Raw genomic sequence first — 25617 nt, 5'->3', positions numbered from 1 at the left:
GGTCTTATTTACTCTCTGCGCGCGCTTCCAGCATCAGCCGACGCATATCTGCTACGGCAGCATGAAGACCATCAAATGCGGCTCTTGCGATAATAGCGTGACCAATATTCAGCTCAATCAGTTGCGGAATAGCGGCGATAGGCTTTACGTTGTGGTAATGCAGACCGTGACCTGCGTTCACTTTAAGCCCTGCGTTATGCGCATATTCAATGCCTTGCACCAGCTTTTCCAACTCGCGGTCCTGCTCAGCTTCAGTGGTAGCCTCGGCGTACTGGCCGGTATGAATTTCAATGTATGGCGCACCACAGGCAATCGCCGCATCAATCTGCTGTTCATCAGCGTCAATGAATAATGATACCTGAATGCCGGCAGCTGCTAATCGGGTGCAGGCATCTTTAATTGCCGCCTGATTACCTGCTACGTCAAGTCCACCTTCCGTCGTCAGCTCCTCGCGCTTCTCCGGCACCAGACAACAAAACGCGGGACGAACCTCTTCAGCAATCGCCAGCATCTCCTCGGTAACCGCCATTTCCAGATTGAGGCGTGTATTGATCGTTTGCGCGAGTAACTTAACGTCACGGTCTATAATGTGCCTGCGGTCTTCCCGCAGGTGCACGGTAATGCCGTCAGCGCCGGCACGCTCAGCAATATCCGCAGCATGCACCGGATCCGGATAATTTGTGCCACGGGCGTTTCGTAGCGTCGCAATGTGATCGATATTTACACCTAAGAAGATCGTCGTCATTCGTCTAGTCGCTCTGAATTATGATGTGAGTAAGTTTATCAAATTTTCTGCCGGCAGCGGTGAATTATGGCTTCGCTACCGAGTGTTTGGGCATAAAGAGTTCGCGGCTTTTCAGTGGTTTACTTCCCAGCAGGGGTTTGAGCGCTTCACGGTTAATGATTTTTGCCGCCTTTTTCGCTGCCGGAGTCCACTCTCCTGCCGCCAGCGACAGTAGCGCGAAACCGGGAATACCGCGGGCTGCCGGGCCAGGCTTGACCGGCACAATTCCTTCCTCCTGCCCCCATCCATACATGCCTTCGGCTGCTACCGGTTCACCGTCATTACCACATTGCGTAAATTCACCCAACTGTCCCATTTCATCCAGAATAGCGAATTCGAATTGCCGCAATGGCAACTCAATATCGTCACCCGATGCGAGCTGCGATAACGTTTCGGTATAGGTAGCAAACAGGCTGTCACTGGCAAGCCCAACAGGCATAACACGATTCAGCAGTTCATTGACATACATACCACAAAAAAGTGCCTGACCAGCAAGCGGTACCGCTGCGAGAAAAGATTCCGTCTGGGTCAGATTTTTAAGTTCAGACTTTCCGGAAACCTGAATGCGGATTTGCTGAAAAGGTTGTAGCAGGCTTTTTTTGTCACCTTTACTGTTGCGAACGCCTTTTGCCACCACCGACATTTTCCCGGATTCGCGGGTAAAAAGATCAATCAGGTAACTGGTTTCGCGATACGGTCGGCGATGCAAAACATAGGTATGTTGCCAACTGGCGGCTTTCATGTGAGGTTCCGTTTCAGGCGCGTTTTATTCTGACAACTTTCATAGATTCGAAATCGATGCCCGCTACCGATTCTGTCTGACGATAATAAGTGAGATTAACTCGTGCACCAACCAGACTTCGGTACGCTTTTTTGCGACGAAAAACAAAGGGCACATCATACCCGTCCAGCATAACCGTGTGGCGCACCCAGTCATCTTCATCCCGCTGCACGTGGCTAACCACTTTTGCATTGCTGGTTTGGGTCAGTGCGCCGTGTTTTGCCAGTAATTTATCCGGATCAGTGTTCATGGGGAAGAATTTGCTCCACCAGCATCTGCACAGATTCTCTGCCTCTGAATACATTGACGTCCAGCTGATATGCCACTTTCACGTGTCTGACATCATGAGCGGGCCACTGCGTCGTATCGACGTTAAACGCGATGCCGTCAATTTCTCCTCCCCCAGGCAACCGGAAAGTCACTTTCAGGTGTTTCTCACCCACAATACGTTGTTGCACCAACTCAAAAATCCCGTCAAATACCGGCGCTTCAAAGCCCTGTCCAAACGGGCCGGACTGGCGCAGCATGTGCGCGAAGGACAAATCCAGTTCTTGTGGCGTTAACTCACCGTCAGACCAGATGGCATCGGTGTCATCCCGCCTCTCTAAATGCTTTTCGCAAATCCGGGTGAAGGCCTGGGTAAAGTCATCAAGATTTGCCAGTGGCAAGCTCAATCCCGCTGCCATGGCATGGCCGCCGAATTTTTCAATCAACCCCGGATGGCTGGTATTCACCTCATCCAGCACATCGCGTATATGAATGCCGGAAATCGATCGCGCTGAACCTTTAATCACTTCATCGTCCTGGTGCGCAAAGGCAATTACCGGACGATTGTATTGCTCTTTTATGCGCCCTGCCACAATCCCAATGACACCCTGATGGAAATTATCCTTATACAACACCAGCGCCGGGGGCACGACATCGGTATCCAGCGTCAGCGAGGCAACTACCTGCATTGCTTCTTCGCGCATACCGGTTTCTATTTCACGACGCTGCTGATTCAGGCTATCCAGTTCGGCCGCCATCAATCTCGCCTGCATAGTGTCGTCTTCCAGCAGACAGGCTATTCCCATTGCCATGTCATCAAGCCTGCCAGCAGCATTCAACCTCGGCCCTACTACAAACCCTAAATCTGACGCGCTTAAATAAGCCAGTTGGCGGTTGGCAACTTCAATAATGGCTTTGATACCAGGGCGGCATTTGCCACTGCGGATCCGCTGCAGCCCCTGATGCACCAATATACGGTTGTTTTTGTCCAGCGAAACCACATCAGCTACGGTTCCTACTGCAACGATATCCAGTAAATCCGCCAGATTAGGGACACCAATACCTTGTGCAGTAAACCAGTCTCGCTGCTGTAATTCTGCACGGCAAGCCAGCATCAGATAAAACGCGACACCGACACCGGCAAGCGATTTCGAAGGAAAATCACAACCTGGTTGGTTAGGGTTCACTATCGCATCAGCATCAGGTAATACCTCACCAGGCAAGTGATGATCGGTAACAATAACCTGCATACCCAACGATTTTGCATGCGCCACGCCTTCAAGACAGGATATACCGTTATCTACCGTGACAATTACCTTTGCACCTTGTTGATGCGCCATATCCACAATGGGCTTACTCAGGCCGTAACCAAAGTCAAAGCGGTTGGGAACCAGGTAGTCAACGGTGCTCAACCCCATCTGGCGTAAAGAGAGCATACAAACCGCAGTACTGGTTGCACCGTCAGCATCAAAATCGCCAACGATGACAACTGGCGTTTGCTCATAAACGGCGTCGGCCAGTAAGGAAGCCGCTGATGTGATCCCTTTTAGCTTTTGATAATGCACAAGACCACGCGCTCCGGTATCGATATCGTCGATAGACGCCACTGACCGCGCGCGGTATATACGCTCAATAACAGGGTGAAGGTCGGAAGATAGCGGCTCTCCGCTAACTTTGCGTCGAATAATCGGTAACGGCATACTCTACAGCGCTGAAGACAACAATGCCGGTATGATACCGGTGAAAAACGGGAAGGTAAAACGCTGCGCGTGGCGCGCAGCGTGAGGATTTACGCTGTTAACCCTGGCGATTCAGCACCTGAGCAATAGCTTCAGCCGGCTGGTAGCCCGGGATCAAAGAGCCATCAGGCAAAATAATATTCGGGGTACCGTTCACGCCAATTTGCTGACCAAATTCGTATTGTTGTGCCACTTTGTTTTTGCACGTCTGCGCTTTCACATTTTCGCCCGCTTTGGCATCCGTCATGGCTTGTTGCTGATCTTCAGCACACCACACTGACACCATATCTTTAAACCCCTGGCTATTCAGTCCGGAGCGCGGGAAAGCGAGATACCGTACGGTGATCCCCAAATCATTAAAGGTCTCAATTTCACGATGAAGTTTACGGCAGTAACCGCAGGTGATATCGGTAAACACGGTGATCGTGTGCTTCTCATTTTCTGCGGTAAATTCAATAGCCGAGTCATCAAATGCGCTGATGCCGTCTAATCTGAGTGATGACAATGCCACTTCGGTTTCATTGCGCATGCCCGCGTCCATATTGTATATACGCGCCTGCACCAGATATTTACCGTCTTTACTGATATAAAACAGCCCCTTATTCGTCGTTACCTGATACAGCCCCTCTACCGGTGCATCGGCAACAGCGATAACATCAAAACCCAGTTTTGATTCAATTTTTGCAGTCACGTCGTCCTGCGGCTCAGCTGCGATCCCGTTGCTGCTTAACAGTACAGTCGCCAGCATGATTGCTCGTTTAAATAACTTCACTTACCACTCCTGAAGATAGTTTGCAGAGTAAAAGACCCTGTTCAATGCAGTTTTCTTTCTGCGTAATAAATAAATCGTACCACACCAGCTCGTTTGATACAGGGATGCTTATCCATACCCTGATGGCGTTCATCGCTATCCCCGGGGGTGATGCGAGTGAATCAGATTCTGCAATCGCTCGGTGGCGACATGGGTATAAATTTGTGTGGTCGATAAGTCGCTATGGCCCAATAACATCTGTACGACACGCAAATCCGCGCCATGGTTCAACAAGTGTGTGGCGAAGGCATGGCGAAGTGTATGGGGAGACAAATGCTGCTCAATTCCCGCACGCAATGCATACGCCTTAATCCGGTGCCAGAATGTCTGACGCGTCATCTGGCTGCCGCGCTTACTCACAAACAGTAAGTCTGTCGGATGTCTGGTCAACGCTGGCCGCGCCTCTTTGGCGTATTTTTCAATCCAGTCGACGGCGTCTTCCCCAAGGGGAACCAACCTGTCTTTGTTTCCCTTTCCAGTCACCCGCACCACGCCCTGTTGTGTGCTAACCTGATCCATCCGCAGACCTATCAGTTCGCTTACCCGCAAGCCGGTTGCATACAATACTTCCAGCATACAGCGGTCACGATATTCGATAGGGTCATCTATGTCGGGCGCGTTCAGCAGATCATCCACCTGTCTCTCACTTAGCGATGATGGCAGCGACTGCGGAATTTTCGGGTTTCGCAACGGAGTTATGGGATTGTCTACCCGCTGATGCTGATTGACCAGGTAAACATAGAAAGCGCGCATCGCACTCATCGCTCGCTGGGTACTGCGGGCTGATAATTTCTCGCTATGGCGGTGAACAAGGTAATCCTGCACCATCTCGGTGGTCACTGCAGAAATATCCCTCATGCCTTGCTGCTGGCAAAACAGAGCAAGCTTAGACAAGTCTGTACGGTAACTTTGCTGGGTATGTTCGCTGAGCCCTTTTTCCAGCCACAACATGTCGATAAACGCATCAATATGCTTCTGATTCATGACCGACAAGGGTTCTTTGCGCGGGGTAATGCTCATTTAAACCCGCGCTTTTCTTTTATCAGTTCGTAGGCAGACTGAATATCCTGCGCCTTCTGTTTGGCGATTTCCATTGCCTGCTGAGGCAACCCTTTTGACACTAACTTGTCGGGATGATGTTCTGCCATACGTTTGCGGTACGCGCGTTTAATCACTTTTTCATCGTCACTTTGCGATACACCAAGAATTTTGTATGCATCGGACAATGTCTGCGTATCCGAGTAAGCGCGCTGCTGACGCTGGCGCTGATGTCCACTGCCTGCTCCCGCTGCGCCGCTACGTTGCCGGAAGCGTAACTCGGCTTCAAACATTGAAATCAGGTAGTCGAGATCGCGGCGGCGAAACCCCAGCGGCTGTGCCACTTTTTCCAAAACATTATACTCTTCTTGCGACAACTGCCCGTCGGCAAAGGCAGCCTGGATCAGTATTTCCAGAAATACCTGCAGAATATCGCGGCGACCGTGACAGGTTTCATACAGCCCTTTGAGCGTCTCCACTACCGGAAAGTCTCTTGCCTTGCCTTCCCGGAACGCTTCCTGAGCTTCGCGTCTGGCATCACCGGTAAGACGCATTTCGTCCATCAGGTTTGTAGCCACCTGAATCTCGCGGTTAGTAACCTGACCATCAGACTTGGCGAGATGACCTAAAGAGGAAAACAAACTGTGAAAAAAAATAGCTTGTTGCTTCACACTGTCCTGATCGGTAAAAAAGCGACCAAATCCCCCTAACTGGTTAAAATCCTGACTGTAGGCTTTGTCAAAAAAATGCCCGACCACCAGGCCAAGGATGGCGCCGGGTATTTTGAAAAACATAAAGCCAAAAATAAAACCGAGGATCTTTCCCCAAAACGCCATACCGCGTACTCCTGTCGCAATGTGAAGCATGAACGCCATTGCAGGACAACGCGCTGCACGTTATCCGCTGACGACACATCTCAAAGTTATGCAAGTTGTGCTATAACGGCGAAGCCAAACAGCAGCAATTCTACAATCTGAGGGCAAAATCACTATAAACAATGCTTTTGCGAAAGAGAAGACATAGCGAAAATCGCAGATTTTTTTGAACTACTGGTTGGTTATTCAGACATAAGTGCTTAGAATTGTCGCTTTAACGCGGTGCAGGCTTATGCACTTAGCGGTTCAATGACATCATCGGGGACACACAGTCTGTTATCCTTTTGTACGCAAATGGAGGCAGCAGGCTGCGGGCATTAACACGGGCGACTCACCTACGCATGAAAAAACTCTGCGCTTTGCTTGTTCTGGCGGCCTTCACTAACTACGCCGCGATAGCGCAATCTGTTCAAGACACACCCACTGATACTGCAACCTCTTTTTGCAGCGTAGAGCCCGTGCAATTTTCCAGTCAGCAGTTGATGCCAAGCGGGCACGTCAAAGTCGAAGCGAACCGCACGGAAATTATTGAGAATAAGGTTGCGCTGTTTTCAGGCAATGTCGATATTACGTCCGACGCGGCCACTATCCATGCCGACCAGGCCCAGGTAAACGAGAACGGTAAAGACATGTTTGCCGAGGGTGATGTCATGTATCAGGACGCCCAGCTGCAGGTTAAGTCAGATTCGATAACGCTGAGTCAGGAAGATGAACGCCTTGCATTGACCAATACCCGCTACCAGCTTTCGGGAGTGGCAGGCCGGGGCGCAGCAGAAAGTATTGTATTGGCCACCAATGAAGGCCTGATATTAAAAGATGTGAGTTTTACCACCTGCCCACTAGGGGAAGAAGACTGGAGTATTCAGGCCAGCGAGATCAGTATCGAAAAGGGCACTGTCTGGGGCCAGGCGAAACATACCCGTTTCTATGTAGGTGACGTACCGGTATTTTATCTCCCCTATTTTGCCTTTCCGGTAAGCAACCAGCGCCAGACGGGGCTGCTTTTTCCTGAAATTACCAGCTCTGGACAAACCGGGATAGACTACGAACAGCCGTTTTACTGGAATATGGCCCCCAACTATGACATGACCATCTCGCCACGGCTGATGACCAAGCGCGGGGTTCAGCTTAAAACGGAATTTCGCTACCTGACCGAGCAAAGTTATGGACAAATTAATCTGGAATACTTACCCAGTGACCGCGAACTGACGCCTAACCAAGACCGGTATTTTTATCGCCTGGAGCATCATGGTGCATTTGGGGATAACTGGGAAACGCGGGTTGATGTTAACGGCATGAGCGATGACAACTACATTGTCGACCTTGGCTCAGATTTTTATAACCGTGCAGACACGCACTTATATCGTACTGTCGGGCTCAGCTACTATTCGCCTAAACTCACCATGGACGTTCAGTTAAAAGATTTTGTGGTTATCGGCGATTATCCCAATACTTACCGCGCATTGCCGGAAGCAAAACTCAATTATGTTACCCCGCTTGCAGAGTTTCTGGAGTTTACGCTGGACTCAGAGCTCGCGTATTTTGACAATTCGCTGGATACCGCACCTACAGCCCTTCGCTGGCATGTAGCACCATCACTCGCGATTCCCTACCAGCGCCAGTGGGGGGAAATCACTGCACAGGCCACAGTGCTGAACACGTACTATAGTCAGGACAACACCCAGGGCACAGAACTGGAAGAGGAAGTGAACCGCACGCTGGGCCAGTTTCGGCTGTTTTCCGCCCTCTATTTCGAGCGCGACACCACCTGGCTCGCTGAAGGCATGACAATGACTCTCGAACCTAAACTCCAGTATCTTTATACCTCTTACGAAGATCAGAGCGATATTGGCATGTACGATTCAACGCCTCTGCTGACTGATGTGGATGGCTTATTCCGCGGTCAGGAATTTACCGGGTTAGACAGGATCAGCGACAACAATGAAATTACCATAGGCGTTACCAGCCGGATAATTGATAACGCCAACCGGGAACAATTTGTCATTAGTCTGGGTCAGATATTCTACCTTGATGATAATCAGCTGATTGCCGCCACCAAAGATGGCGATCGCTCAGCTCTGGCCGGTGAAGTTGATTGGCGCATGAGTGACCGCTGGTACTTTCACACTGATGTACAAATTACTACCGACACCGACAAAGTGGAGCGAAGCAGCGTGGCGCTGGAATATCGCAGAGATAACGACAGCCTGATACAGCTCACACACCGTTACGTTCGTGATTTATCTGGTGAAACAATAGACCAGGCCGGACTGTCTGCGAGCTGGCCTATTGCCAAAAACTGGCACTGGGTGGGCAGAACCTATCGCGATATTGAACGCGACAGGAGTATTGAAAACTATATCGGTATTCAGTATGAATCCTGTTGCTGGGCCATCAGAGTGGTTGCACAGCGCTATCTGAGCAATCGCTACGAAGCAGGGAATCTGCAGGGGAACGACGACTACGAGTCGGGCATTTCCATGCAGTTTATTTTCAAGGGAATGGGCTCAAAAGGCTCAAACCGACGCATGCTGGAAGACGGCATGTTTGGCTATCGACAGCCGTATAGTTTAAATTAACCCACTTGTAGTCGTCATGCTGACGTCTCACAATGATGCAAACAATTAAAAAGAGTGTTTATGAAGTTCTTATTTCGGGCATTGTGTTTAAGTGCGCTACTGAGTTTCTCTTCCGTCGCACAGGAAGTCATGCTGGACAAGGTTGCCGTCATCGTCGACCAGGGTGTTATTCTGGAAAGCGAAATTCAGGCACTGGTTTCTGAAGTAAAGCGCAATGCAGAAGAAAACAGTCAGGATCTGCCCTCCGATCGCGCTTTACGTACACAGGCGATTGAGCGGCTTATTGTAAAAAGCCTGCAAATGCAGATGGCAGAGCGTATGGGTATCCGCATCAGCGATCCACAACTTGAACAAACCATTTCTAATATTGCAGCGAATCAGGGAGCTAGCCTTGAAGACCTGCGCCGTCAGCTGCGTCTGGACGGCATCGCTTATGAAGATTATCGCGAAGATGTGCGTGAAGAAATGATCATTGGTGAAGTGCGCCGGGCGAATGTCCGCCGCCGCGTGTACATCACCGAACAGGAAGTCAACACGCTGGTGAAGCTGATTGAACAACAAGGTGCCGAGCAAGCGGAATACCGCCTTGGCCATATTCTTATCGGCTTTCCGCCAGAGCCCAACGATGCTGATGTTGCAGATGCGCGCGACCGCGCGGATAAAGTCCTTGAGCTGCTGAATACCGGTTCCGACTTTGCCAAAATTGCGTTGGCATCATCGTCAGGCTCAGAAGCGTTGGAAGGCGGTGATATGGGCTGGTTAAACATCAACTCCATGCCTACCCTTTTCGCCGAAGCCGTTCAGGGGAAAGCGAAAGACGAATTAATTGGTCCCATCCGCAGTGGTGCAGGTTTCCATATTCTGAAGATTATGGATACCCGCGGTATTGAAACGGTAACGGTGGAAGAAGTGAACTCCCGTCACATTCTCATCAAACCTTCAATTATTTTGAGTGAAGAGAAAGCCAAAGAGATGCTGTCCACATTCAAACAACAGCTAATTGATGGTGAGGCTGATTTTGCAGAACTGGCGAAGGAACATTCGGAAGATCCAGGGTCAGCATTACGCGGTGGTGAGCTTGGCTGGACAGATCCGAACAACTATGTGCCTGCATTCCGTGATGCACTGGCACAACTTGAACCCGGTGAATACAGTGACCCGGTACGTTCAGTTCACGGTTGGCACTTAATGCAGCTTATTGACCGTCGCTTTGATGACGCTACTGATAAGCGTAAAGAGGAAAAAGCACATCAACTTATCTTTAACCGGAAGTTTGCTGAAGAATCCGAAACCTGGCTGCGTGAAATGCGTGACGCTGCGTATATCGAAGTCTTAGACTAACAAGGTACCCGACACGTTCATGACAGCAATTAAACTTGCGGTAACGCCCGGCGAACCCGCTGGTATAGGCCCTGATCTCATTATCCAGCTAGCGCAGGAGCAATGGGATGCGCAACTGGTGGTGTTTGCCGATAAGGCCATGATGGAAGCTCGCGCGAATCAGCTTGGGCTGCCGTTAACCCTGGTTCCTTTTGAAGCCGGCAATGACGAACTGTTGCCAGCAGGCAGTCTGTACATTCATCAGGTCGATATCGCCACGCCAACAGTGCCCGGCGAGTTAAACAGTGAGAATGGTCGCTACGTTGTTGAAACCCTGCGACAGGCCTGTCAGGCGAATATGGATGGTAACTTTGACGCTGTGGTAACCGGTCCGGTGCATAAAGGGATCATCAATAAGTCTGGCGTCTCATTTAGCGGTCATACCGAATTCTTTGCGCATCAGTCCAATACCATGGATGTAGTCATGCTGTTATCTACAGAAGGCCTGAATGTTGCGCTCGCAACCACCCACATCCCGCTTGAATATGTTTCCAGAGCGATTACCCGGGAACGATTGCACAAAGTTATTCATATCATTCACACCGATCTGAAACTGAAGTTTGGCATTAAACAACCTCATATCTATGTGTGTGGTCTAAACCCGCACGCCGGAGAGGATGGCCATATTGGCACTGAAGAGATCCACACCATACGTCCGGCACTGGATGCGCTTCGCGATGAAGGGCTACATATAACAGGCCCGCTCCCCGCCGATACGATATTCCAGAAAAAATACCTGGAAGATGCCGACGTGGTTCTGGCCATGTACCATGATCAGGGATTGCCCGTACTTAAATACAAAGGGTTTGGTGCGGCGGTAAATATCACGCTTGGCCTGCCGTTTATCCGCACCTCTGTCGATCACGGTACCGCGCTGGAGTTAGCCGGCACCGGGCAGGCGGACACCGGAAGTTTCAGAAAAGCATTAGAGAAAGCCATTGAACTGGCGCATCATCAACAATGAGTAAAACACATTTAGGACACACCGCCAGAAAGCGGTTCGGCCAGAATTTCCTTCATGACGAGTATGTCATTGATAAAATTGTCTCTGCCATTAATCCGCAGAACAGAGAGAATCTGGTTGAAATTGGTCCCGGACTCGGGGCTCTTACCGATCCGGTTTGCGAACGCGTGAATCAGCTCACTGTCGTTGAGCTGGACAGAGATCTGGCCAAACGTTTACGTCATCATCCCTTTCATGGCGACAAGCTGACGATTATTGAACAGGATGCACTGACGCTGGATTTTTCGTCTGTACTGGCAAACTCCAGTCAACCTGATGAGCCGCTGCGTGTATTTGGCAATCTGCCCTACAATATTTCAACGCCGCTGATGTTTCACCTGTTCGACTTTACCGGTGACATCAAAGATATGCACTTTATGCTGCAAAAAGAAGTGGTTACACGACTTGCAGCGGGGCCAGGCTCAAAAGCCTACGGCAGGTTGTCTGTGATGGCGCAATATTATTGCCAGGTAATGCCGGTACTGAATGTTCCTCCCGGCGCGTTTAAGCCGCCCCCGAAGGTCGATTCCGCGGTTGTCAGACTGGTTCCTCACGCCACACCTCCGGTTGCGGTGAAATCCGTCACTACACTGGAAAGAGTCTGCGCGCAGGCATTTAATCAGCGTCGTAAAACCATTCGCAATTCACTAAAAGATTGTCTGGATGAAAACGAGATAGTGGCGCTTGGCCTGGATCCTACCGCTCGCGCAGAAGTATTGTCTCTGGCGGACTTTGCAGCAATTGCCAACGCCGTCACCGAGAAAGACTGGCCGGCAGAATAGCGATGAACGATCCCACTATCGTCATACAGGTATCGACCCGCTATCTACCGGACCATTTACCGGAAAATTCTAATCAGTATGCGTTTGCGTACCAGATTACAATTATTAACCAAAGCAATGAAACGGTGCAGTTGATTAATCGCTACTGGAATATCACGGATGCCAACGGCAAAAGCTCGGAGGTTCAGGGTAGCGGAGTGGTTGGCAAGCAACCAGTAATTAAACCGGGTGAGCAATTTCAGTACACCAGTGGCGCAATCCTTGATACACCGGTGGGTAATATGCAAGGCTATTACGAAATGCAAGCGTCAGACGGCAGCCTTTTCCGAGCACCAATTGACGTTTTTCGTCTGGCCGTACCCAACGTCATAAACTGAAATCTGAGGACCGATGACAACCGGAAATACCTACATTGTTGGTGACATTCAGGGCTGTGCAGACGGCCTCAATGCGCTTCTCGACAAAGTCGGCTTTACTGCCGCTACCGATCGCTTATTCGCCGTTGGGGATCTGGTTGCCAGAGGGGAAGATTCACTGGCAACGGTTAAATTACTGATGGGACTCGGTGACCGGTTCCACGCTGTTTTAGGCAATCACGACTTACACTTACTGGCGGTGACACAAGGGATCCGCAAAGTGAAGAAAAGTGATCGCATGGACAACCTGCTCAATTCTCCGGAGCTCCCGGATATCATTCAGTGGCTTCGTCATTTTCCGCTCGCTTCTCAAATTGATGAAAAGCATGTGATGGTTCATGCCGGACTGTATCCACTATGGTCAGTGTCTAAGCTGGTGTCGTTAAGTGACGAAATCAGCCAGGCATTGAAAAGCGATGACTGGGTAGCCATGCTAAAAAACATGTACGGCAACTCGCCCACACGCTGGAAAGAGAGCCTGAAAGGAAATGATCGTGCTCGTTTTATAATTAATGCCTGCACACGAATGCGTTTTTTAAAGGCCGACCAGTCTCTGGAATTTGATGCCAAAGGTTCGCCAATGGACTCACCTTCTAACCTGATCCCCTGGTATCAGTGTCCAAATAACTTGCTGCAGAAAGACGAGAAAGTGGTGTTCGGTCACTGGGCAGCGTTAAACGGGAAAACCCGAAACGATCAGTTTATTGGACTTGATACCGGTTATGTCTGGGGTCAGACAATGACAGCGCTTCATCTTGAATCGGGTAAACGCATCAGCGTTAGCGCTTAACACAGTCTGGTTTATCCCAATGTCTCTCAACCTGACCGCGATGTTGTATGACAGCGGATGAAGGTGATTGCAACTGCTTCGGTTAAGACGCCTGACGCAACAAACGAATATTCGGGCTCTCCCCGGCATAACGTGCTTTTAAGCATCTGCACGCCGGTGAGCTTTCACATATGTCGACATGTTAGCAAACCACGCCCGAGCCCCGGCTTCCGGTTGTGGCAGCAACAGAGTTATTCGTACCATCCCTGGATTTTCCGGTATAGTGGTAAAACCTGTAAGATCTTTTTCGCTAATTAGCATAAGCGGGCTTAAGTATCTTATTGTAATGTCGATAAAAAAATCAGGTTAGATTTTTCACAACAGGTTCGGTGCAGGAAAAGTGTAAGTTCGGTAGTGAATTTATACTATTTTTTTGCCAAAATTCACTGCGAGAGAAATCTTCATAACAATAACAGTGTCACATCAGGAGTTCCGATGAGAATTACAGTAGCCATGCGGGTCATTGGCGGCTTCGTTGCTATCAGCTTATTGCTGGTTGTTATCAGCGCCGTCTCACTCTATAACCTGAACTCCGTCGGTTCGGCGACAGATGAAGTGAATGAGGTAGCACTGCCCACTCTGTCTGGCAGTAACGCCTTGAAAGCCAGTTTCCTGAACATGGGACGACTCACCTTCGAGGCCTACATAGAAGAAGATCTTAGCGGCCTGGAAGAAAAAGAAGCCAGTTTCAATCAAAGCAAGGAAAACTTTGAGCAGCAGTATGCGCTTCTGGCGAAAGCTGTCAGCAATGATCCGGAATTGAAGCAGTCGTTAAACACTGTTAAAGCCAGTTACGATGAATACATCGACAATGTCCAGACGATGTATAACAACCACCGCGCTTATATGAGTATGCGTAACGAAATTGATGATCAGTTGGGCGTGGCTGAAGACAATGCTGATGACGCATCCACGTATCTGCTGGATTTCTCCGACATGCAGGCCGTTCGTGACAACGAAGACCTTCAGGAAGCAGCCCGCGTTGGTAGCGAGCTTGAAACCTCCCTGCTGTCACTGCTTACTGTTTCCTACGAATACGTAAAAACACAAACACTGATACGCTCACAAACCATTGGTAATGAAGTCGAGCTGGTTGTTGAACGCGTCGCCGGCCTGCTTTCTGACATGGTAAGTGCGGCAGACGGCCAGGATGCTTCAGGCACGCTGAATGAAATTAACACGCTGGTATCTGATGCACTGAACGCAATTACCGCCAACGATGGTGTGCTGCAGTTACAGGTTGACCGCCTAGAACACAGAAACGCCGCAGAGCAGGCATTGATGGCGTCAGACGAAAACATCGCGCAAGCCACGGTCGAACTGGAGCGCTTATTAACCCTCGCAAATCAAAAAGCTTCTGATATCGATGCGCAGGTTAATAGTGCAGTTTCCAATGGCAATATCTTCGTTATTGTTGTGGTACTTGCGTCTATCGCTATTGCTGCGGTGATCGGGTTCATCACGGTCAATGCGATTACCCGTCCGCTAAATCGCGTAAATGAGCTGCTTAACATTGCATCTTCGGGCGATCTGACACAGCGCATGGATGATTCTGCGCAAGACGAGTTCGGTCAACTGGCGCGTAACTGTAACAAACTTATCGGCAATCTGAAGTCGCTTATCACAGGTATCAATACCCGCGCCGAACAGCTTGCGGCGGCATCAGAGCAAACGTCTACTGTAACCTCACAAACCACCCACAGTATTCAGGATCAGAAGTCACAAATCTCGCAAGTGGCAACAGCGACCACAGAAATGCACTCAACCTCACAGTTGGTTATGCAGAATGCAGAGGATACTCTTAGCCAGATTCGTCACGCGGATGCCGAAGCAGAAAACGTGCGTAAGATTTCTCTTGAGAACCGCAATACGATAGAAGTACTGGCAAGAGACGTCCAGGATGCGGCAGAAGTTATCAATAAACTGCACCAGGACAGCGCCTCTATCGGTGGCATTCTGGATGTCATACGCGGTGTTGCAGACCAGACCAATCTGCTTGCGCTTAACGCCGCTATTGAGGCAGCCCGGGCCGGCGAACAGGGTCGCGGCTTTGCGGTAGTAGCAGACGAAGTTCGCACCCTGGCAAGCCGTACGCAGGAGTCGACGCAGGAAATCAATGCGATGATCGAAATGCTGCAGGCAGGTGCAGAAAAAGCGGTAGCCGTGATGAATCAGGGTAAAGAGCAAACGGCAGTGTGTGTGGAGCAAACAGAACGTGCTACACAAGCTCTGGATATCATCTCTGATGCAGTTCACAAAGCCCATGATGTAAGCTCGCAGATTGAACAATCAGCCCGTGAACAAAATACCGTATCCCACGAAATCAGTGAGAAACTGGAAACCATTGTGGGCATCGCTGAAGAGACCACTGCAGGTGCGCAGCAAACATCTGAGTCAAGTCATGAAGTGGCAAGACTTGCAGAGGAGCTCCAGCAGTCTATTCGTCAGTTTAAAGTGTAAATTCATCCATCTGACTTATTAAGGGGCCTTACGGCCCCTTTTTTGTTGTCCGGCGGTTTGCTGACAGGACACTCGCCTTCGCTTTATATTGCGCTCGTTAGCCCGAAATCTTTACCTTCGGGGCGCACTTTCCCTGCTGGGTTGCATTGCGCTATGGCAATGTTTTTACTGTCTGCACGATTGATTTTTCCAGAACGAGCGCACTTAGTGGATTTTAGTCAGTCATGTAAAACGACGACCGCGCCAGCACTCCGCGCACTGACAGCCTTGGCACTGAATCAATTCTCAGAGCACTTTATTTATTTGCAATTATACTTAGGCAGTATAGTTGCACACAGTGTAATTCTGTATAAAGACAGTACCGACAAAACGCTACTCGCATGGATTATTCGGTTTTTGGTTATCTGTATCGATTCTCTCTTCGACACATCGAATTGGTATCACTGGAGCATTCATGTATAAACCCAGCCGTTTACGAACCCAACTGATTGCGGCCGTTCTTCTGGCCTGCCTGTCTATTCTCGCCACCCAGGCATTCATACGTTACGTATGGATCCTGCCGGCATTTAACCAGATGGCGAAGCAAAATGACTATCTTGATATTCGTCGGGTGGCCTCGCAATTTCAGCAGGAAATAGCATCACTGGTAAACCTGGTTTACGACAACGCCGTGTGGGATCAAATGTACCAGGCTACGCAGCAAAACGATGTAGACTGGTTTAACGAGAACTATATTATCGGCGCCTCCTTTCAGCGCCTTGGCATCAATGGGTGGTACTTCTACGACCGCAATCCGGCACGCATCGCAGGAAGCAGCGTCGACGAGAATTTCTCTCCCATGAAAGCAGACGTATTCGATAATGCTTCCAATGCCTATCGCCAGGGGTTTCTGTTCGACACTCGCGAGGATGAAGATGCTCAGCTTCGCAGCAACGTGCAATTCGCACTAATCAATGAGAAGCCAGCTCTGGTCATATCACACACCATTTTACGCTCGGACGAATCCGGTCCCTACGCCGGTACCGCACTACTGTGGCGATATATCAATGACAACTTCATCGCCTTACTGACACCAGGGATTGAGAATGACATCACACTGAGTTTTGGCGACTCACTGACGTCAGAACATCTCAACTACGCTCAGGAGTATGCAAGTATTGACGAAAACACCGTACAGGCCCACGACGGAAAGCTCGTGCTTGTGGTAAGAAACCATGGCGCAGATCCCGTGTTTACGCTAAGCATTCAACAGCGTACACATCCCTATGAAAACTCGTTGTTCGATATGTCGCTAGTTGCCGGACTACTCATCTCAGGGACAATACTGTTGCTGTTTTTCAGCTACGTACATTTTCAATTACTCACCCCAATTCAACGGCTGCTTGGCAATGTCAGCCAGGCGATGCGCCATGACGATTTTTCTGGCAGGACTAACCTCAAGGGACATAATGAGCTGCACAAGCTTGGCAGACGGATGGATGAATTATTTGCACTAATCAGCAAACAACGCAGCGAGCTTGTTTCGCGAAATATTAAACTGCAAAAGCTCAGCAATACCGATCCATTGACAGGACTGGGGAACCGCCGCTATCTCGACATTCAGTTGCGTAATATAGCCAGCCATAAAGCCACCCGAATGCGATCACTATCCATGTTGATTGTGGATATTGATCATTTCAAAGCATTTAACGATACCTACGGGCATGCACGCGGTGATCAGGCACTGGCGCAAGTTGCCAGAACACTGGAACAACTTACCCATAGTGCCACTGATATGGTTGCACGTTTCGGGGGCGAAGAATTCGTTGTGATACTGCAAAACACAGTGCTGGAAGATGCGGTGCAAGTCGCCAATAACCTGAGGATTGCCATTGAGCAATTACAAATCCCGCTGGATACGCCGGATTTTTCTACATATCTGACTATCAGCGTAGGCGTGGCTACCAAGCCCACTTCAGAAACACTGGACATTACAGCGCTGTTTGACCTTGCCGACAGGGCCCTGTACGAGGCTAAAAACCAGGGAAGAAACCGGGTTAAAGCCGCAGACACAAAGCCAGATAACGCAGCGGTTAAGGCAAAGCCTGAAGCGCAGACCTGACCTGCGTTAAGGCAGCGTTACCAGGCATTGAGTTACAAAAGCAACCCTCCCCCTTATACAACAACGGTTACGACGTAGCGCCTTTTTGGCAGAATGTTTTTCAGGCGTTGGCTTTGTGAAGGTCTCGATGTGCCAGACTAATAAGATAGGTTTGCCCGCTGCGTGCCTGAATGACCTCCTCCAGATACAAAAAAGAGGCCATTTGTAGTATATAGTGAATATTATGTAATTCACTGAGAGAGTGAGTGTCCCATGAGCAGAGCCTTTTGGGGCATTCATTATTTTTACATAGTGTGTAATTCGGTGTGTAAAAATAGAAGCGCTTGTTCCAAGGGCTCTGCCCTCTCGCCGCAAGCGACGATTCACCCGAGGTATTTCACGACCAGCGATGTGAGCGAGTGAGAGCACAGATAAAGATAACTTCCTCGGGGATGCTTAAAAGTTAGCAGTGGTCATACCACCTTACTCATACTGTAGCTGGAGGTTGCCACAAGAAATTGGCCGCCCGTAGCTCTGGTCGCAAAGCGAACATTCGGTAAAGCTAAAACCACGTCTCGATAACCATTCTGATAGCATGGAACGAACTCACTAGCTCTTCAAGCTTCCCCATTTCATACAGCCATAAATACACATTTGGCTTAAACGAGGCACCTTCTCGGATTAGTACCATCTCATCACCAAGCCCATTGCCGGCAATCGTGATGGCATTTTCGGGAAAATTCTCCAAGCCACGTGCAGACTCAGAATTTCTGCAATCACATGATTACAAGTGCGTGCAAGCATTTTGGGGTCCGAGGTATCTCTAATCGGATAGAACTCTCAATCGTCTTCTTCTCACTCGGTGGTAGTCCCCCACTTCGACTTCATACGCTTCGCCATCTTCAAAACGAAATTTGTCACCTAACACATGTCAATAAAAGTAAGATTGCCCTGACAACGTCATGGCTTTGCGGAGCGCATGCGCATGCGCATAGGAAGGACGCATCAAATCCCTGACGGCTAACTGTCAAATTGCATGGCCGTAGCCATGTTCCATCACAGCATTTTATTAGACCGGCGCGCATCTCTTACCGCCTGAAAAATCGGCACACAAATCTGCGAGAACAGCGCCAGGACCCAAAGCCCGTTGCCGACAATCGACGGCACGAAGGGATGAACGGCTAATACAACCAGCGCCATGACAATGCCGAACAGCCTCAGACCGGCGCTGTGGTAGTTGCCGGTGGCATCGGCATCAGCCACGGTTCGATGCAGCGCCCATAGCGAAGCTAAAAAAACCGCAAGGCCGACCGAGCCAAGCGCGCCGTAACCGGCCGGATAAGGCTCCCACAAGCCGACGTAGACTTCTCCGGCCAGCGCAACGCCAATCGTCACCGCGCTCCACAAAATCGCGATGTGAGCAAGCCAGTATCTCAGCAGCACGGCACTGGTGCGGTTCTTCGGTTTTGCATTGCCGGCGCAGTCGAAATAAACCCAGGCCAGCGCGAAGAGGGACAAGCCGCCCATGGTCACATTGAACAGCGTACCCGCGCTTACTCTGTAGACGCCCTTGTCGGCCAGCGTGACCACCAGCTTAAAGAAGCCTTCACCCAGCAAGATCAACATCAGAAGGCCGAAGCGCTCCGAGATGTGTCCGAGTTGAGGCACAAAGCGTTCGAAGCGGAGCGTGCCCACGCGCGGCAGCATGTACTGAAGCTGGATTGCTGCCACGCCGGCGGCAAAGACCCAGTAGGCGACCGGTGTGGGCAAAAAAGCCGACAGCGCGAACAACCCGGCCAACACGAAAAAATTCCGCCCCTGTTCCTGCGCCAGCGTATTGGCCGCGCTGTCGGTACAGCGCGCCCGCCAGTAAAGATAGGCCGTCAGCGTCCGATTCAACGCATAGCCCAGCGCGAAATACATCCAGCCTTCACCGCCCACGTCGGGAATCGCCGCCGCGATGATCATCATCGTGACAATCTGAAGTGCCATCGCCACGCGATGCGGCATGTCCGTGGAGATATACAGCGAGTTATAGACCGAACTGTCTGCCCAGGCATAGAAAATCGCCAGGAACAGTCCCGTAAACACCCAGAATCCCTGCCACCCCAGATGATGGGACAGGTAATTCCCCAGAATGAAAATTGTCACTACATGGATCAGGTCGAAGAAAAGTTCCACCCAGTGCACGTGGTCGTGGGTTTCATCGACATCCATGTAATGGCGCGGTCGCCGCCAGAGAAGATCGTTAATTACCATACACTACCCCTTTTTCTTATTGTTCTGGCGGTGAATTATCCGCCGGCCAGCCTGTCGCCATCGACCAAGCTGATCAGGTTCCCAATGAGGTGGCTTGGACTCAGGTTGTTCATTTTGAGAATGGGGCATGCTGGACACCTTCCGTGTTAGCCTTTCAAATCTTAGGGAAAGTCTGGATATGGGATCAAGACTAGCAGATGTATTGGAATTCACTCTCAATTCAGTGGCAATCCTTGCTGAGCTGAAGCTTGATATCAAGGGTGCCGAACGCACTCAAACACCCACAAACTCAGTGATGGCAAACAAAATCACGGTTCCCAAACGCGTCGATCGCAAGTTTCAAAGTTATGAAAATTGTGGATATCAGAGAGGCGCTTATGGAAAAGCTGGCTGGAAACGGGTGGTTCTCGAATGTTCGCTTTTGTTTATGAGCTGATTTTGAGGTGTTTGACGACCACCGATGATCGTTTAAGATGAAATTGCGGTACAGGGAGAGGTCCCGATGGCCGCGACCGGCGATGAGGGGGTTAGCCATTAATGACTAACCCCCGAATCCCTCTCTTCCAGCAGCTCCCTCAAGAAACTCGCCCGCCTTGTGGCATTGCTTACCGATTTCACGATGGACGCAAAATCACTAGCCTGCCCGACAATGTGTATCTCTGCCTCGGCACGGGTAATCGCCGTGTAAAGCCACGCACGGTCTGAGATGCGACCCTTCTGGACTGCCCACGATGATTCTCGGGAACTGGCTGCCTTGAGCTTTTTGGAGCGTTATTCCGTAACCAAGCTCCATGCAATCGAAGACTTCGTCCGTTATTGAAATGGCCTCTTCTACAGATATGGTTATAGTCAGGTTACTCAAAAAGTGATTTGTGTAATCCTTTAACGATATCGCCACTGTCCTGCTCGTTAACTAAAAACGACATGTTATGTGGATTCGCACCAAAGCAAATCATGCGCAGGTTATATTCTGAGACGGCTGCAAAAATCTTGCTCGACACGCCTTTCGATGTCTGCATGTGGTTACCCACAACAGTTACCAGGTCGTAACCGCTTTCTACCGTCACATCACACAGCGTTTCCAGTTCCGCAATGGTATTTTTGTTTAACCGCTGCGCGACGGAATTTGCCGGATTATCCAGTGTAAACGACACTGAGATTTCTGAGGTAGTTACCAAATCCACACTCAGCTTATGCTTAGCGATAATAGCAAAAACCTGCTGCAGGAAGCCCTGAGCGTACATCATCTTAGGCGTTTTTACGGTCACCATTACCTGCTCTTTACGTCGTGTAATAGCACGGTAGGGTGGCTCTTCCTTGCAGTCTCGCATTATCCAGGTGCCGCCTTTTTCCGGCTCTTTACTGGATCCCACAAACACACGAATGTCTTTGCGAAGTGCAGGTTCCATGGTAGCCGGGTGCAACACCTTGGCACCGAAAGTGGCCATTTCTGCGGCTTCCTCAAAGCTGAGTTCAGGCAGTGGACGTGCCTTATCCGTAATGCGTGGGTCGGTGGTGTACACCCCGATCACATCAGTCCAGATTTCACATACCTGCGCGTTCATGGCTTCCGCCAGTAGCGCTGCGGTAAAATCGGAGCCGCCGCGTCCCAACGTGGTAGTCCTGCCTTCCTCGTCAGCGCCCACAAAACCTTGTGTCACCACGATAGCGTTTTCAATTTCCGGACGTAATAGTTGCTCACTCAAGGCCGCAATGTCTTCAAGCTGTGGGGCTGCTGCACCAAACTCACTGTCAGTTCGCAAGACCTTACGTACGTCAAAGTTCATGGTATTAACGCTTTCCTCAGCCAATACCGCACTGAACAGCAGCGACGACATACGCTCGCCCATGGAAAGCAACGCATCTTTTAAGTCATTCCGATGAATAATCTCTTCATGAAATGCCAGCGATCTCATCTCATCGAGTAAATCATCCAGCTTGGCCTCAACACTGGCTTTGTCTTTCAGACAAGCAAGGATCGCCCGCTCGATATCTTCAATCGCCTGACAGGTTTGCGCAATCTGCTCCTGCGTCAGCGCAGTATGCGCGAGGTTAACCAGGTAGTTCGTCACGCCTGCAGAGGCACTGACCACAACAATTCGGGTTTCCTGATTGCTGGCAACAATGCGTGCACAGTTTTGCATCGCGGCGTAATTTGCCACGCTGGTACCGCCGAATTTGGCAATAGTTAAAGCATTAGTCACAGTTTTCTCCGTTTTCACCGGCTCAGAGTTCTGAGATCCGGCAAGATAACAAGGATATGGTTTATCCGTTGTTATGGATTAACAATAATCTGGTCGCCAACTTTTATATTTTGTCTGGCAAACCAACCCTGGTTCATTTCCAGCGCGTATATCACCTCTTCAGATGCGCCCACTGACTCAAGGTTATGGGGCTGCAGGGCTTTTATATCTGTTATCACGCCGTTTCTGTCGATAAATGCCACATCCAAGGGAATGAAAGTATTCTTCATCCACATGCTGGCTTTTTTGGGAGTGCTGAACCTGAACAGCATGCCACAGTCTTCACACAGTGATTTTCGGTACATCAGGCCACGGGCCCGCTGTTCGTAAGTCTGTGCGTATTCAACCGGATACTCCTGCCCCTTCACTTCAATTGAGGCGCTATCAAATTTTACCGGCAGGTCGGGTATCGCTTGAACCGCAGCGGCTGTCAGTAAAAAAAGCGCAATAAAAGCCAGTGTCGCAGGTTTTATCATTGGCATGCAGGTACTCTCCTTGAGGCCATAAAAAAAGCCGGGCCCTTTCGGTGCCCGGCTTTGTAGTTTATACGCTCACTCAGGCAACATTCAATGTTGGAATGATCTTCGCCTTCGCATCGTCTTCCGCTTTCTTAAAGCTTTCCATCTTATCGAAGTTCAGATAACGGTAAACATCAGCAGCCATAGAGTCAATCTTACCTGCATACTCCATGTATTCTTCTGCCGTAGGGATACGACCCACGATAGCACCTACCGCAGCCAGCTCGGCTGACGTCAGATACACATTCGCGCCATCACCTAAGCGGTTAGGGAAGTTACGGGTAGAAGTAGACAATACCGTCGCACCGGCATCAACACGTGCCTGGTTACCCATACACAGTGAACAGCCTGGCATTTCGGTACGCACACCTACTCGTCCGTAGATGTTGTAGTAGCCTTCTTCCATCAACTGGGCTTTATCCATCTTGGTTGGTGGAGAAATCCACAGACGGGTAGGCAATGTTTTGTTGTACTGCTCAAGCAGCTTACCGGCCGCACGGAAGTGACCGATGTTAGTCATACAAGAACCGATAAAGACTTCATCTACCTTGTCGCCAGCAACGTCTGACAATGTTTTCGCATCGTCTGGATCGTTCGGGCAGCACACGATAGGCTCTTTGATATCGTCCAGGTTAATCTCGATAACTTCAGCGTACTCCGCATCTTTGTCGGCACGCATCAGTTCAGGATTCGCCAGCCACTCTTCCATCTTCTGCGCACGACGCTCAAGGGTACGTGGATCACCGTAGCCTTCATTGATCATCCAGCGAAGCATGGTGATGTTAGAACGCAGGTATTCAGCGATAGATTCTTCAGACAGGTTGATGGTACAACCTGCTGCTGAACGCTCGGCAGACGCATCAGATAATTCGAATGCCTGTTCAACCGTTAAGTCTTCCAGACCTTCGATTTCCAGCACGCGGCCAGAGAACTGGTTGATCTTACCTTTTTTCTCAACCGTCAGCAGACCTTGCTTGATACCGTACAGAGGAATGGCGTGAACCAGATCACGCAGGGTGATACCAGGCTGACGCTTACCGGTAAAGCGAACCAGGATAGATTCCGGCATATCCAGAGGCATAACGCCTGTAGCTGCTGCGAACGCCACCAGACCAGAACCGGCAGGGAATGAAATACCCAGCGGGAAACGGGTGTGCGAGTCACCACCGGTACCTACAGTATCAGGCAGCAACATACGGTTCAGCCAGCTGTGGATGATACCGTCACCAGGACGCAGTGAAACACCGCCACGGTTCATGATGAAATCAGGCAGCGTGTGCTGCGTTTCGATATCTACCGGCTTCGGATACGCCGCAGTGTGACAGAAAGACTGCATAGTCAGATCGGCAGTAAAGCCAAGACACGCCAGGTCTTTGAGTTCGTCGCGGGTCATAGGGCCGGTGGTATCCTGTGAACCTACGGTAGTCATCTTAGGCTCGCAGTACGTACCAGGACGAACACCTTCAACACCACAGGCCTTACCTACCATCTTCTGGGCAAGGGTATAGCCTTTACCAGTGTCTTTAGGCTGCTCTGGTTTACGGAACAGGTCGGTCGGCTCAAGGCCCAGTGTTTCGCGGGCTTTGTCAGTCAGACCACGACCGATGATCAGGTTGATACGGCCACCAGCACGAACTTCATCAAGGATAACCTTGGATTTGTAGTCGTACTGGGCAAGTACTTCGCCAGTTTCACTGTTAGTGATTTTGCCTTCATACGGGTAGATATCAATCACATCACCCATGTTCATGTTGTCTACGTCGGCTTCAAATACCAGCGCGCCGGCATCTTCCATGGTGTTGAAGAAGATTGGCGCGACTTTACCGCCAATACATACACCGCCGCCGCGCTTGTTAGGTACGCCTGGCAGATCTTCACCAAAGAACCACAGTACTGAGTTAGTCGCTGACTTACGTGAAGAGCCGGTTCCCACTACGTCACCAACGAAAGCGACAGGATGACCTTTGGCTTTGATTTCTTCAATTTGCTTCATTGGCCCTTTCACACCGTGCTCTTCTGGCTCAAGGCCGTCACGGGTCATCTTGTAAGCTGCCAGTGCGTGCAGTGGAATATCAGGACGTGACCAGGCGTCCGGTGCCGGAGACAGGTCATCGGTGTTGGTTTCACCGGTGACTTTAAATACGGTGTAGGTCATTTTGTCGTCCATCTTAGGACGCGAGGTAAACCACTCTGCTTCTGCCCATGACTTGATGATGTCAGTCGCGTGCGCATTACCGGCCTTGTGCTTTTCTTCTACATCGTGATAAGCATCGAACATCAACAGCGTGTGCTTAAGCTCTTTCGCTGCCATGGGTGCCAGTGCATCTTCGTCCAGTAAGTCGACCAGCGTAGCGATGTTGTAACCACCGTGCATGTTGCCCAGCAGCTCAACCGCCTTTTCGCGGCTGATCAACTCACAGCTGTCTTCGCCTTTGGCGATTGCGCTTAGGAAGCCCGCTTTCACATAAGCGGCTTCATCGACACCAGGAGGAACGCGCTCAGAGATCAGCTCCAGCAGGTACTCTTCTTCGCCAGCAGGTGGGTTTTTCAATAATTCAACCAGACCTGCAACCTGTTCTGCGGTCAGTGCTTTTGGCGGGATACCCTCTGCAGCACGTTCTTCTACGTGTTTACGGTATTCTTCTAACACGATATCTTCCTCATGGTTAATCCTGCCCTAAGTAAACGGTCTTGGCACAGGACGTGACTAGATAAACGCCGGGATTATAACGGCTTGTACTGTAAATTTAAATTTTAATGCGCTTTCATTCAC

General features: G+C 50.2%; 21 protein-coding genes. 9 read left to right on the top strand and 12 right to left on the bottom strand.

Going from position 1 to position 25617, the window contains the following annotated elements; genetic code table 11:
• Positions 1-4: 4 nt before the first annotated feature.
• The 7 genes from pdxJ to djlA all read right to left on the bottom strand — a co-directional run bounded on the left by pdxJ (position 5) and on the right by djlA (position 6256).
• Complete coding sequence (pdxJ, locus tag ACLBLI_RS03805) at positions 5-745, bottom strand: pyridoxine 5'-phosphate synthase (RefSeq protein WP_414829834.1); 741 nt, start codon at positions 743-745, stop codon at positions 5-7.
• A gap of 64 nt (positions 746-809) precedes the next feature.
• Positions 810-1526: a DNA repair protein RecO gene (gene recO / locus ACLBLI_RS03800; RefSeq protein ID WP_414829833.1), complete on the bottom strand. Its 717-nt coding sequence runs from the start codon at positions 1524-1526 to the stop codon at positions 810-812.
• Positions 1527-1539: 13 nt separating this feature from the next.
• Positions 1540-1815, bottom strand: a complete 276-nt coding sequence (locus tag ACLBLI_RS03795) for a hypothetical protein (RefSeq protein WP_414829832.1) — start codon at positions 1813-1815, stop codon at positions 1540-1542.
• The gene (gene recJ, locus ACLBLI_RS03790; protein ID WP_414829831.1) at positions 1805-3532 is read right to left on the bottom strand and encodes a single-stranded-DNA-specific exonuclease RecJ; all 1728 of its coding nucleotides are present in this window, start codon (positions 3530-3532) and stop codon (positions 1805-1807) included. Before recJ ends, ACLBLI_RS03795 begins: the two co-directional genes overlap by 11 nt.
• Positions 3533-3629: 97 nt before the next feature.
• Positions 3630-4343 (bottom strand): bifunctional protein-disulfide isomerase/oxidoreductase DsbC, encoded by a 714-nt coding sequence (dsbC, locus tag ACLBLI_RS03785; RefSeq protein WP_414829830.1) that lies wholly within the window; start codon positions 4341-4343, stop codon positions 3630-3632.
• A gap of 135 nt (positions 4344-4478) precedes the next feature.
• Positions 4479-5402 carry a site-specific tyrosine recombinase XerD gene (xerD, locus tag ACLBLI_RS03780; RefSeq protein ID WP_414829829.1) on the bottom strand — a complete coding sequence of 308 codons (924 nt, stop codon included), beginning with the start codon at positions 5400-5402 and terminating at the stop codon, positions 4479-4481.
• Complete coding sequence (gene djlA / locus ACLBLI_RS03775; protein WP_414829828.1) at positions 5399-6256, bottom strand: co-chaperone DjlA; 858 nt, start codon at positions 6254-6256, stop codon at positions 5399-5401. Before djlA ends, xerD begins: the two co-directional genes overlap by 4 nt.
• A gap of 380 nt (positions 6257-6636) precedes the next feature.
• On the opposite strand from djlA, the gene ACLBLI_RS03770 reads away from it, so the two are divergent.
• The 8 genes from ACLBLI_RS03770 (at position 6637) to ACLBLI_RS03735 (ending at position 17845) form a co-directional block, all read left to right on the top strand.
• The gene (locus ACLBLI_RS03770; protein ID WP_414829827.1) at positions 6637-8874 is read left to right on the top strand and encodes an LPS-assembly protein LptD; all 2238 of its coding nucleotides are present in this window, start codon (positions 6637-6639) and stop codon (positions 8872-8874) included.
• Between the two features lie 60 nt (positions 8875-8934).
• Positions 8935-10215: a peptidylprolyl isomerase SurA gene (surA, locus tag ACLBLI_RS03765; protein ID WP_414829826.1), complete on the top strand. Its 1281-nt coding sequence runs from the start codon at positions 8935-8937 to the stop codon at positions 10213-10215.
• Between the two features lie 19 nt (positions 10216-10234).
• The gene (gene pdxA / locus ACLBLI_RS03760; RefSeq protein ID WP_414829825.1) at positions 10235-11218 is read left to right on the top strand and encodes a 4-hydroxythreonine-4-phosphate dehydrogenase PdxA; all 984 of its coding nucleotides are present in this window, start codon (positions 10235-10237) and stop codon (positions 11216-11218) included.
• A complete protein-coding gene (gene rsmA, locus ACLBLI_RS03755) occupies positions 11215-12039 on the top strand; it encodes a 16S rRNA (adenine(1518)-N(6)/adenine(1519)-N(6))-dimethyltransferase RsmA (RefSeq protein ID WP_414829824.1) in 825 nt (274 codons plus the stop codon). Before pdxA ends, rsmA begins: the two co-directional genes overlap by 4 nt.
• A gap of 2 nt (positions 12040-12041) precedes the next feature.
• A complete protein-coding gene (apaG, locus tag ACLBLI_RS03750; protein ID WP_414829823.1) occupies positions 12042-12416 on the top strand; it encodes a Co2+/Mg2+ efflux protein ApaG in 375 nt (124 codons plus the stop codon).
• Between the two features lie 13 nt (positions 12417-12429).
• Complete coding sequence (locus ACLBLI_RS03745; protein WP_414829822.1) at positions 12430-13245, top strand: symmetrical bis(5'-nucleosyl)-tetraphosphatase; 816 nt, start codon at positions 12430-12432, stop codon at positions 13243-13245.
• A 474-nt stretch (positions 13246-13719) separates the two neighbouring features.
• A complete protein-coding gene (locus tag ACLBLI_RS03740; protein ID WP_414829821.1) occupies positions 13720-15744 on the top strand; it encodes a methyl-accepting chemotaxis protein in 2025 nt (674 codons plus the stop codon).
• A gap of 454 nt (positions 15745-16198) precedes the next feature.
• Positions 16199-17845: a diguanylate cyclase gene (locus ACLBLI_RS03735; protein WP_414829820.1), complete on the top strand. Its 1647-nt coding sequence runs from the start codon at positions 16199-16201 to the stop codon at positions 17843-17845.
• Positions 17846-18386: 541 nt separating this feature from the next.
• Here the strand turns inward: ACLBLI_RS03735 and ACLBLI_RS03730 are convergent.
• Both ACLBLI_RS03730 and ACLBLI_RS03725 read right to left on the bottom strand, forming a co-directional pair.
• Positions 18387-18572, bottom strand: coding sequence for a hypothetical protein (locus ACLBLI_RS03730; protein ID WP_414829819.1), 186 nt, complete (start codon positions 18570-18572; stop codon positions 18387-18389).
• Between the two features lie 308 nt (positions 18573-18880).
• Positions 18881-20083 (bottom strand): low temperature requirement protein A, encoded by a 1203-nt coding sequence (locus ACLBLI_RS03725; protein WP_414829818.1) that lies wholly within the window; start codon positions 20081-20083, stop codon positions 18881-18883.
• A gap of 127 nt (positions 20084-20210) precedes the next feature.
• On the opposite strand from ACLBLI_RS03725, the gene ACLBLI_RS03720 reads away from it, so the two are divergent.
• Positions 20211-20519, top strand: a complete 309-nt coding sequence (locus tag ACLBLI_RS03720) for a hypothetical protein (RefSeq protein ID WP_414829817.1) — start codon at positions 20211-20213, stop codon at positions 20517-20519.
• 418 nt (positions 20520-20937) lie between these two features.
• Here ACLBLI_RS03720 and lysC read toward each other — a convergent pair whose 3' ends face one another.
• The 3 genes from lysC to acnB form a co-directional block, all read right to left on the bottom strand.
• The gene (gene lysC, locus ACLBLI_RS03715; RefSeq protein ID WP_414829816.1) at positions 20938-22287 is read right to left on the bottom strand and encodes a lysine-sensitive aspartokinase 3; all 1350 of its coding nucleotides are present in this window, start codon (positions 22285-22287) and stop codon (positions 20938-20940) included.
• 71 nt (positions 22288-22358) lie between these two features.
• A complete protein-coding gene (locus ACLBLI_RS03710; protein WP_414829815.1) occupies positions 22359-22808 on the bottom strand; it encodes a DUF192 domain-containing protein in 450 nt (149 codons plus the stop codon).
• A gap of 73 nt (positions 22809-22881) precedes the next feature.
• Positions 22882-25494: a bifunctional aconitate hydratase 2/2-methylisocitrate dehydratase gene (acnB, locus tag ACLBLI_RS03705; RefSeq protein ID WP_414829814.1), complete on the bottom strand. Its 2613-nt coding sequence runs from the start codon at positions 25492-25494 to the stop codon at positions 22882-22884.
• Positions 25495-25617 lie beyond the last annotated feature (123 nt).

The sequence above is a fragment of the Alteromonas sp. H39 genome (genome assembly GCF_047556435.1).
Classification (GTDB): Bacteria; Pseudomonadota; Gammaproteobacteria; order Enterobacterales; family Alteromonadaceae; genus Alteromonas.
Note: the sequence above shows the minus strand (reverse complement) of the source record. Positions and strands in the feature narration are given on the sequence as shown.

What these genes read in the sequence shown, in the direction of transcription:
- pdxJ (WP_414829834.1), bottom strand. Translation starts at nt 745, where the DNA reads ATGACGACGATCTTCTTAGGTGTAAATATCGATCACATTGCGACGCTA.
- recO (WP_414829833.1), bottom strand. Translation starts at nt 1,526, where the DNA reads ATGAAAGCCGCCAGTTGGCAACATACCTATGTTTTGCATCGCCGACCG.
- ACLBLI_RS03795 (WP_414829832.1), bottom strand. Translation starts at nt 1,815, where the DNA reads ATGAACACTGATCCGGATAAATTACTGGCAAAACACGGCGCACTGACC.
- recJ (WP_414829831.1), bottom strand. Translation starts at nt 3,532, where the DNA reads ATGCCGTTACCGATTATTCGACGCAAAGTTAGCGGAGAGCCGCTATCT.
- xerD (WP_414829829.1), bottom strand. Translation starts at nt 5,402, where the DNA reads ATGAGCATTACCCCGCGCAAAGAACCCTTGTCGGTCATGAATCAGAAG.
- djlA (WP_414829828.1), bottom strand. Translation starts at nt 6,256, where the DNA reads ATGGCGTTTTGGGGAAAGATCCTCGGTTTTATTTTTGGCTTTATGTTT.
- ACLBLI_RS03770 (WP_414829827.1), top strand. Translation starts at nt 6,637, where the DNA reads ATGAAAAAACTCTGCGCTTTGCTTGTTCTGGCGGCCTTCACTAACTAC.
- surA (WP_414829826.1), top strand. Translation starts at nt 8,935, where the DNA reads ATGAAGTTCTTATTTCGGGCATTGTGTTTAAGTGCGCTACTGAGTTTC.
- pdxA (WP_414829825.1), top strand. Translation starts at nt 10,235, where the DNA reads ATGACAGCAATTAAACTTGCGGTAACGCCCGGCGAACCCGCTGGTATA.
- rsmA (WP_414829824.1), top strand. Translation starts at nt 11,215, where the DNA reads ATGAGTAAAACACATTTAGGACACACCGCCAGAAAGCGGTTCGGCCAG.
- apaG (WP_414829823.1), top strand. Translation starts at nt 12,042, where the DNA reads ATGAACGATCCCACTATCGTCATACAGGTATCGACCCGCTATCTACCG.
- ACLBLI_RS03745 (WP_414829822.1), top strand. Translation starts at nt 12,430, where the DNA reads ATGACAACCGGAAATACCTACATTGTTGGTGACATTCAGGGCTGTGCA.
- ACLBLI_RS03740 (WP_414829821.1), top strand. Translation starts at nt 13,720, where the DNA reads ATGAGAATTACAGTAGCCATGCGGGTCATTGGCGGCTTCGTTGCTATC.
- ACLBLI_RS03735 (WP_414829820.1), top strand. Translation starts at nt 16,199, where the DNA reads ATGTATAAACCCAGCCGTTTACGAACCCAACTGATTGCGGCCGTTCTT.
- ACLBLI_RS03725 (WP_414829818.1), bottom strand. Translation starts at nt 20,083, where the DNA reads ATGGTAATTAACGATCTTCTCTGGCGGCGACCGCGCCATTACATGGAT.
- ACLBLI_RS03720 (WP_414829817.1), top strand. Translation starts at nt 20,211, where the DNA reads ATGCTGGACACCTTCCGTGTTAGCCTTTCAAATCTTAGGGAAAGTCTG.
- ACLBLI_RS03710 (WP_414829815.1), bottom strand. Translation starts at nt 22,808, where the DNA reads ATGCCAATGATAAAACCTGCGACACTGGCTTTTATTGCGCTTTTTTTA.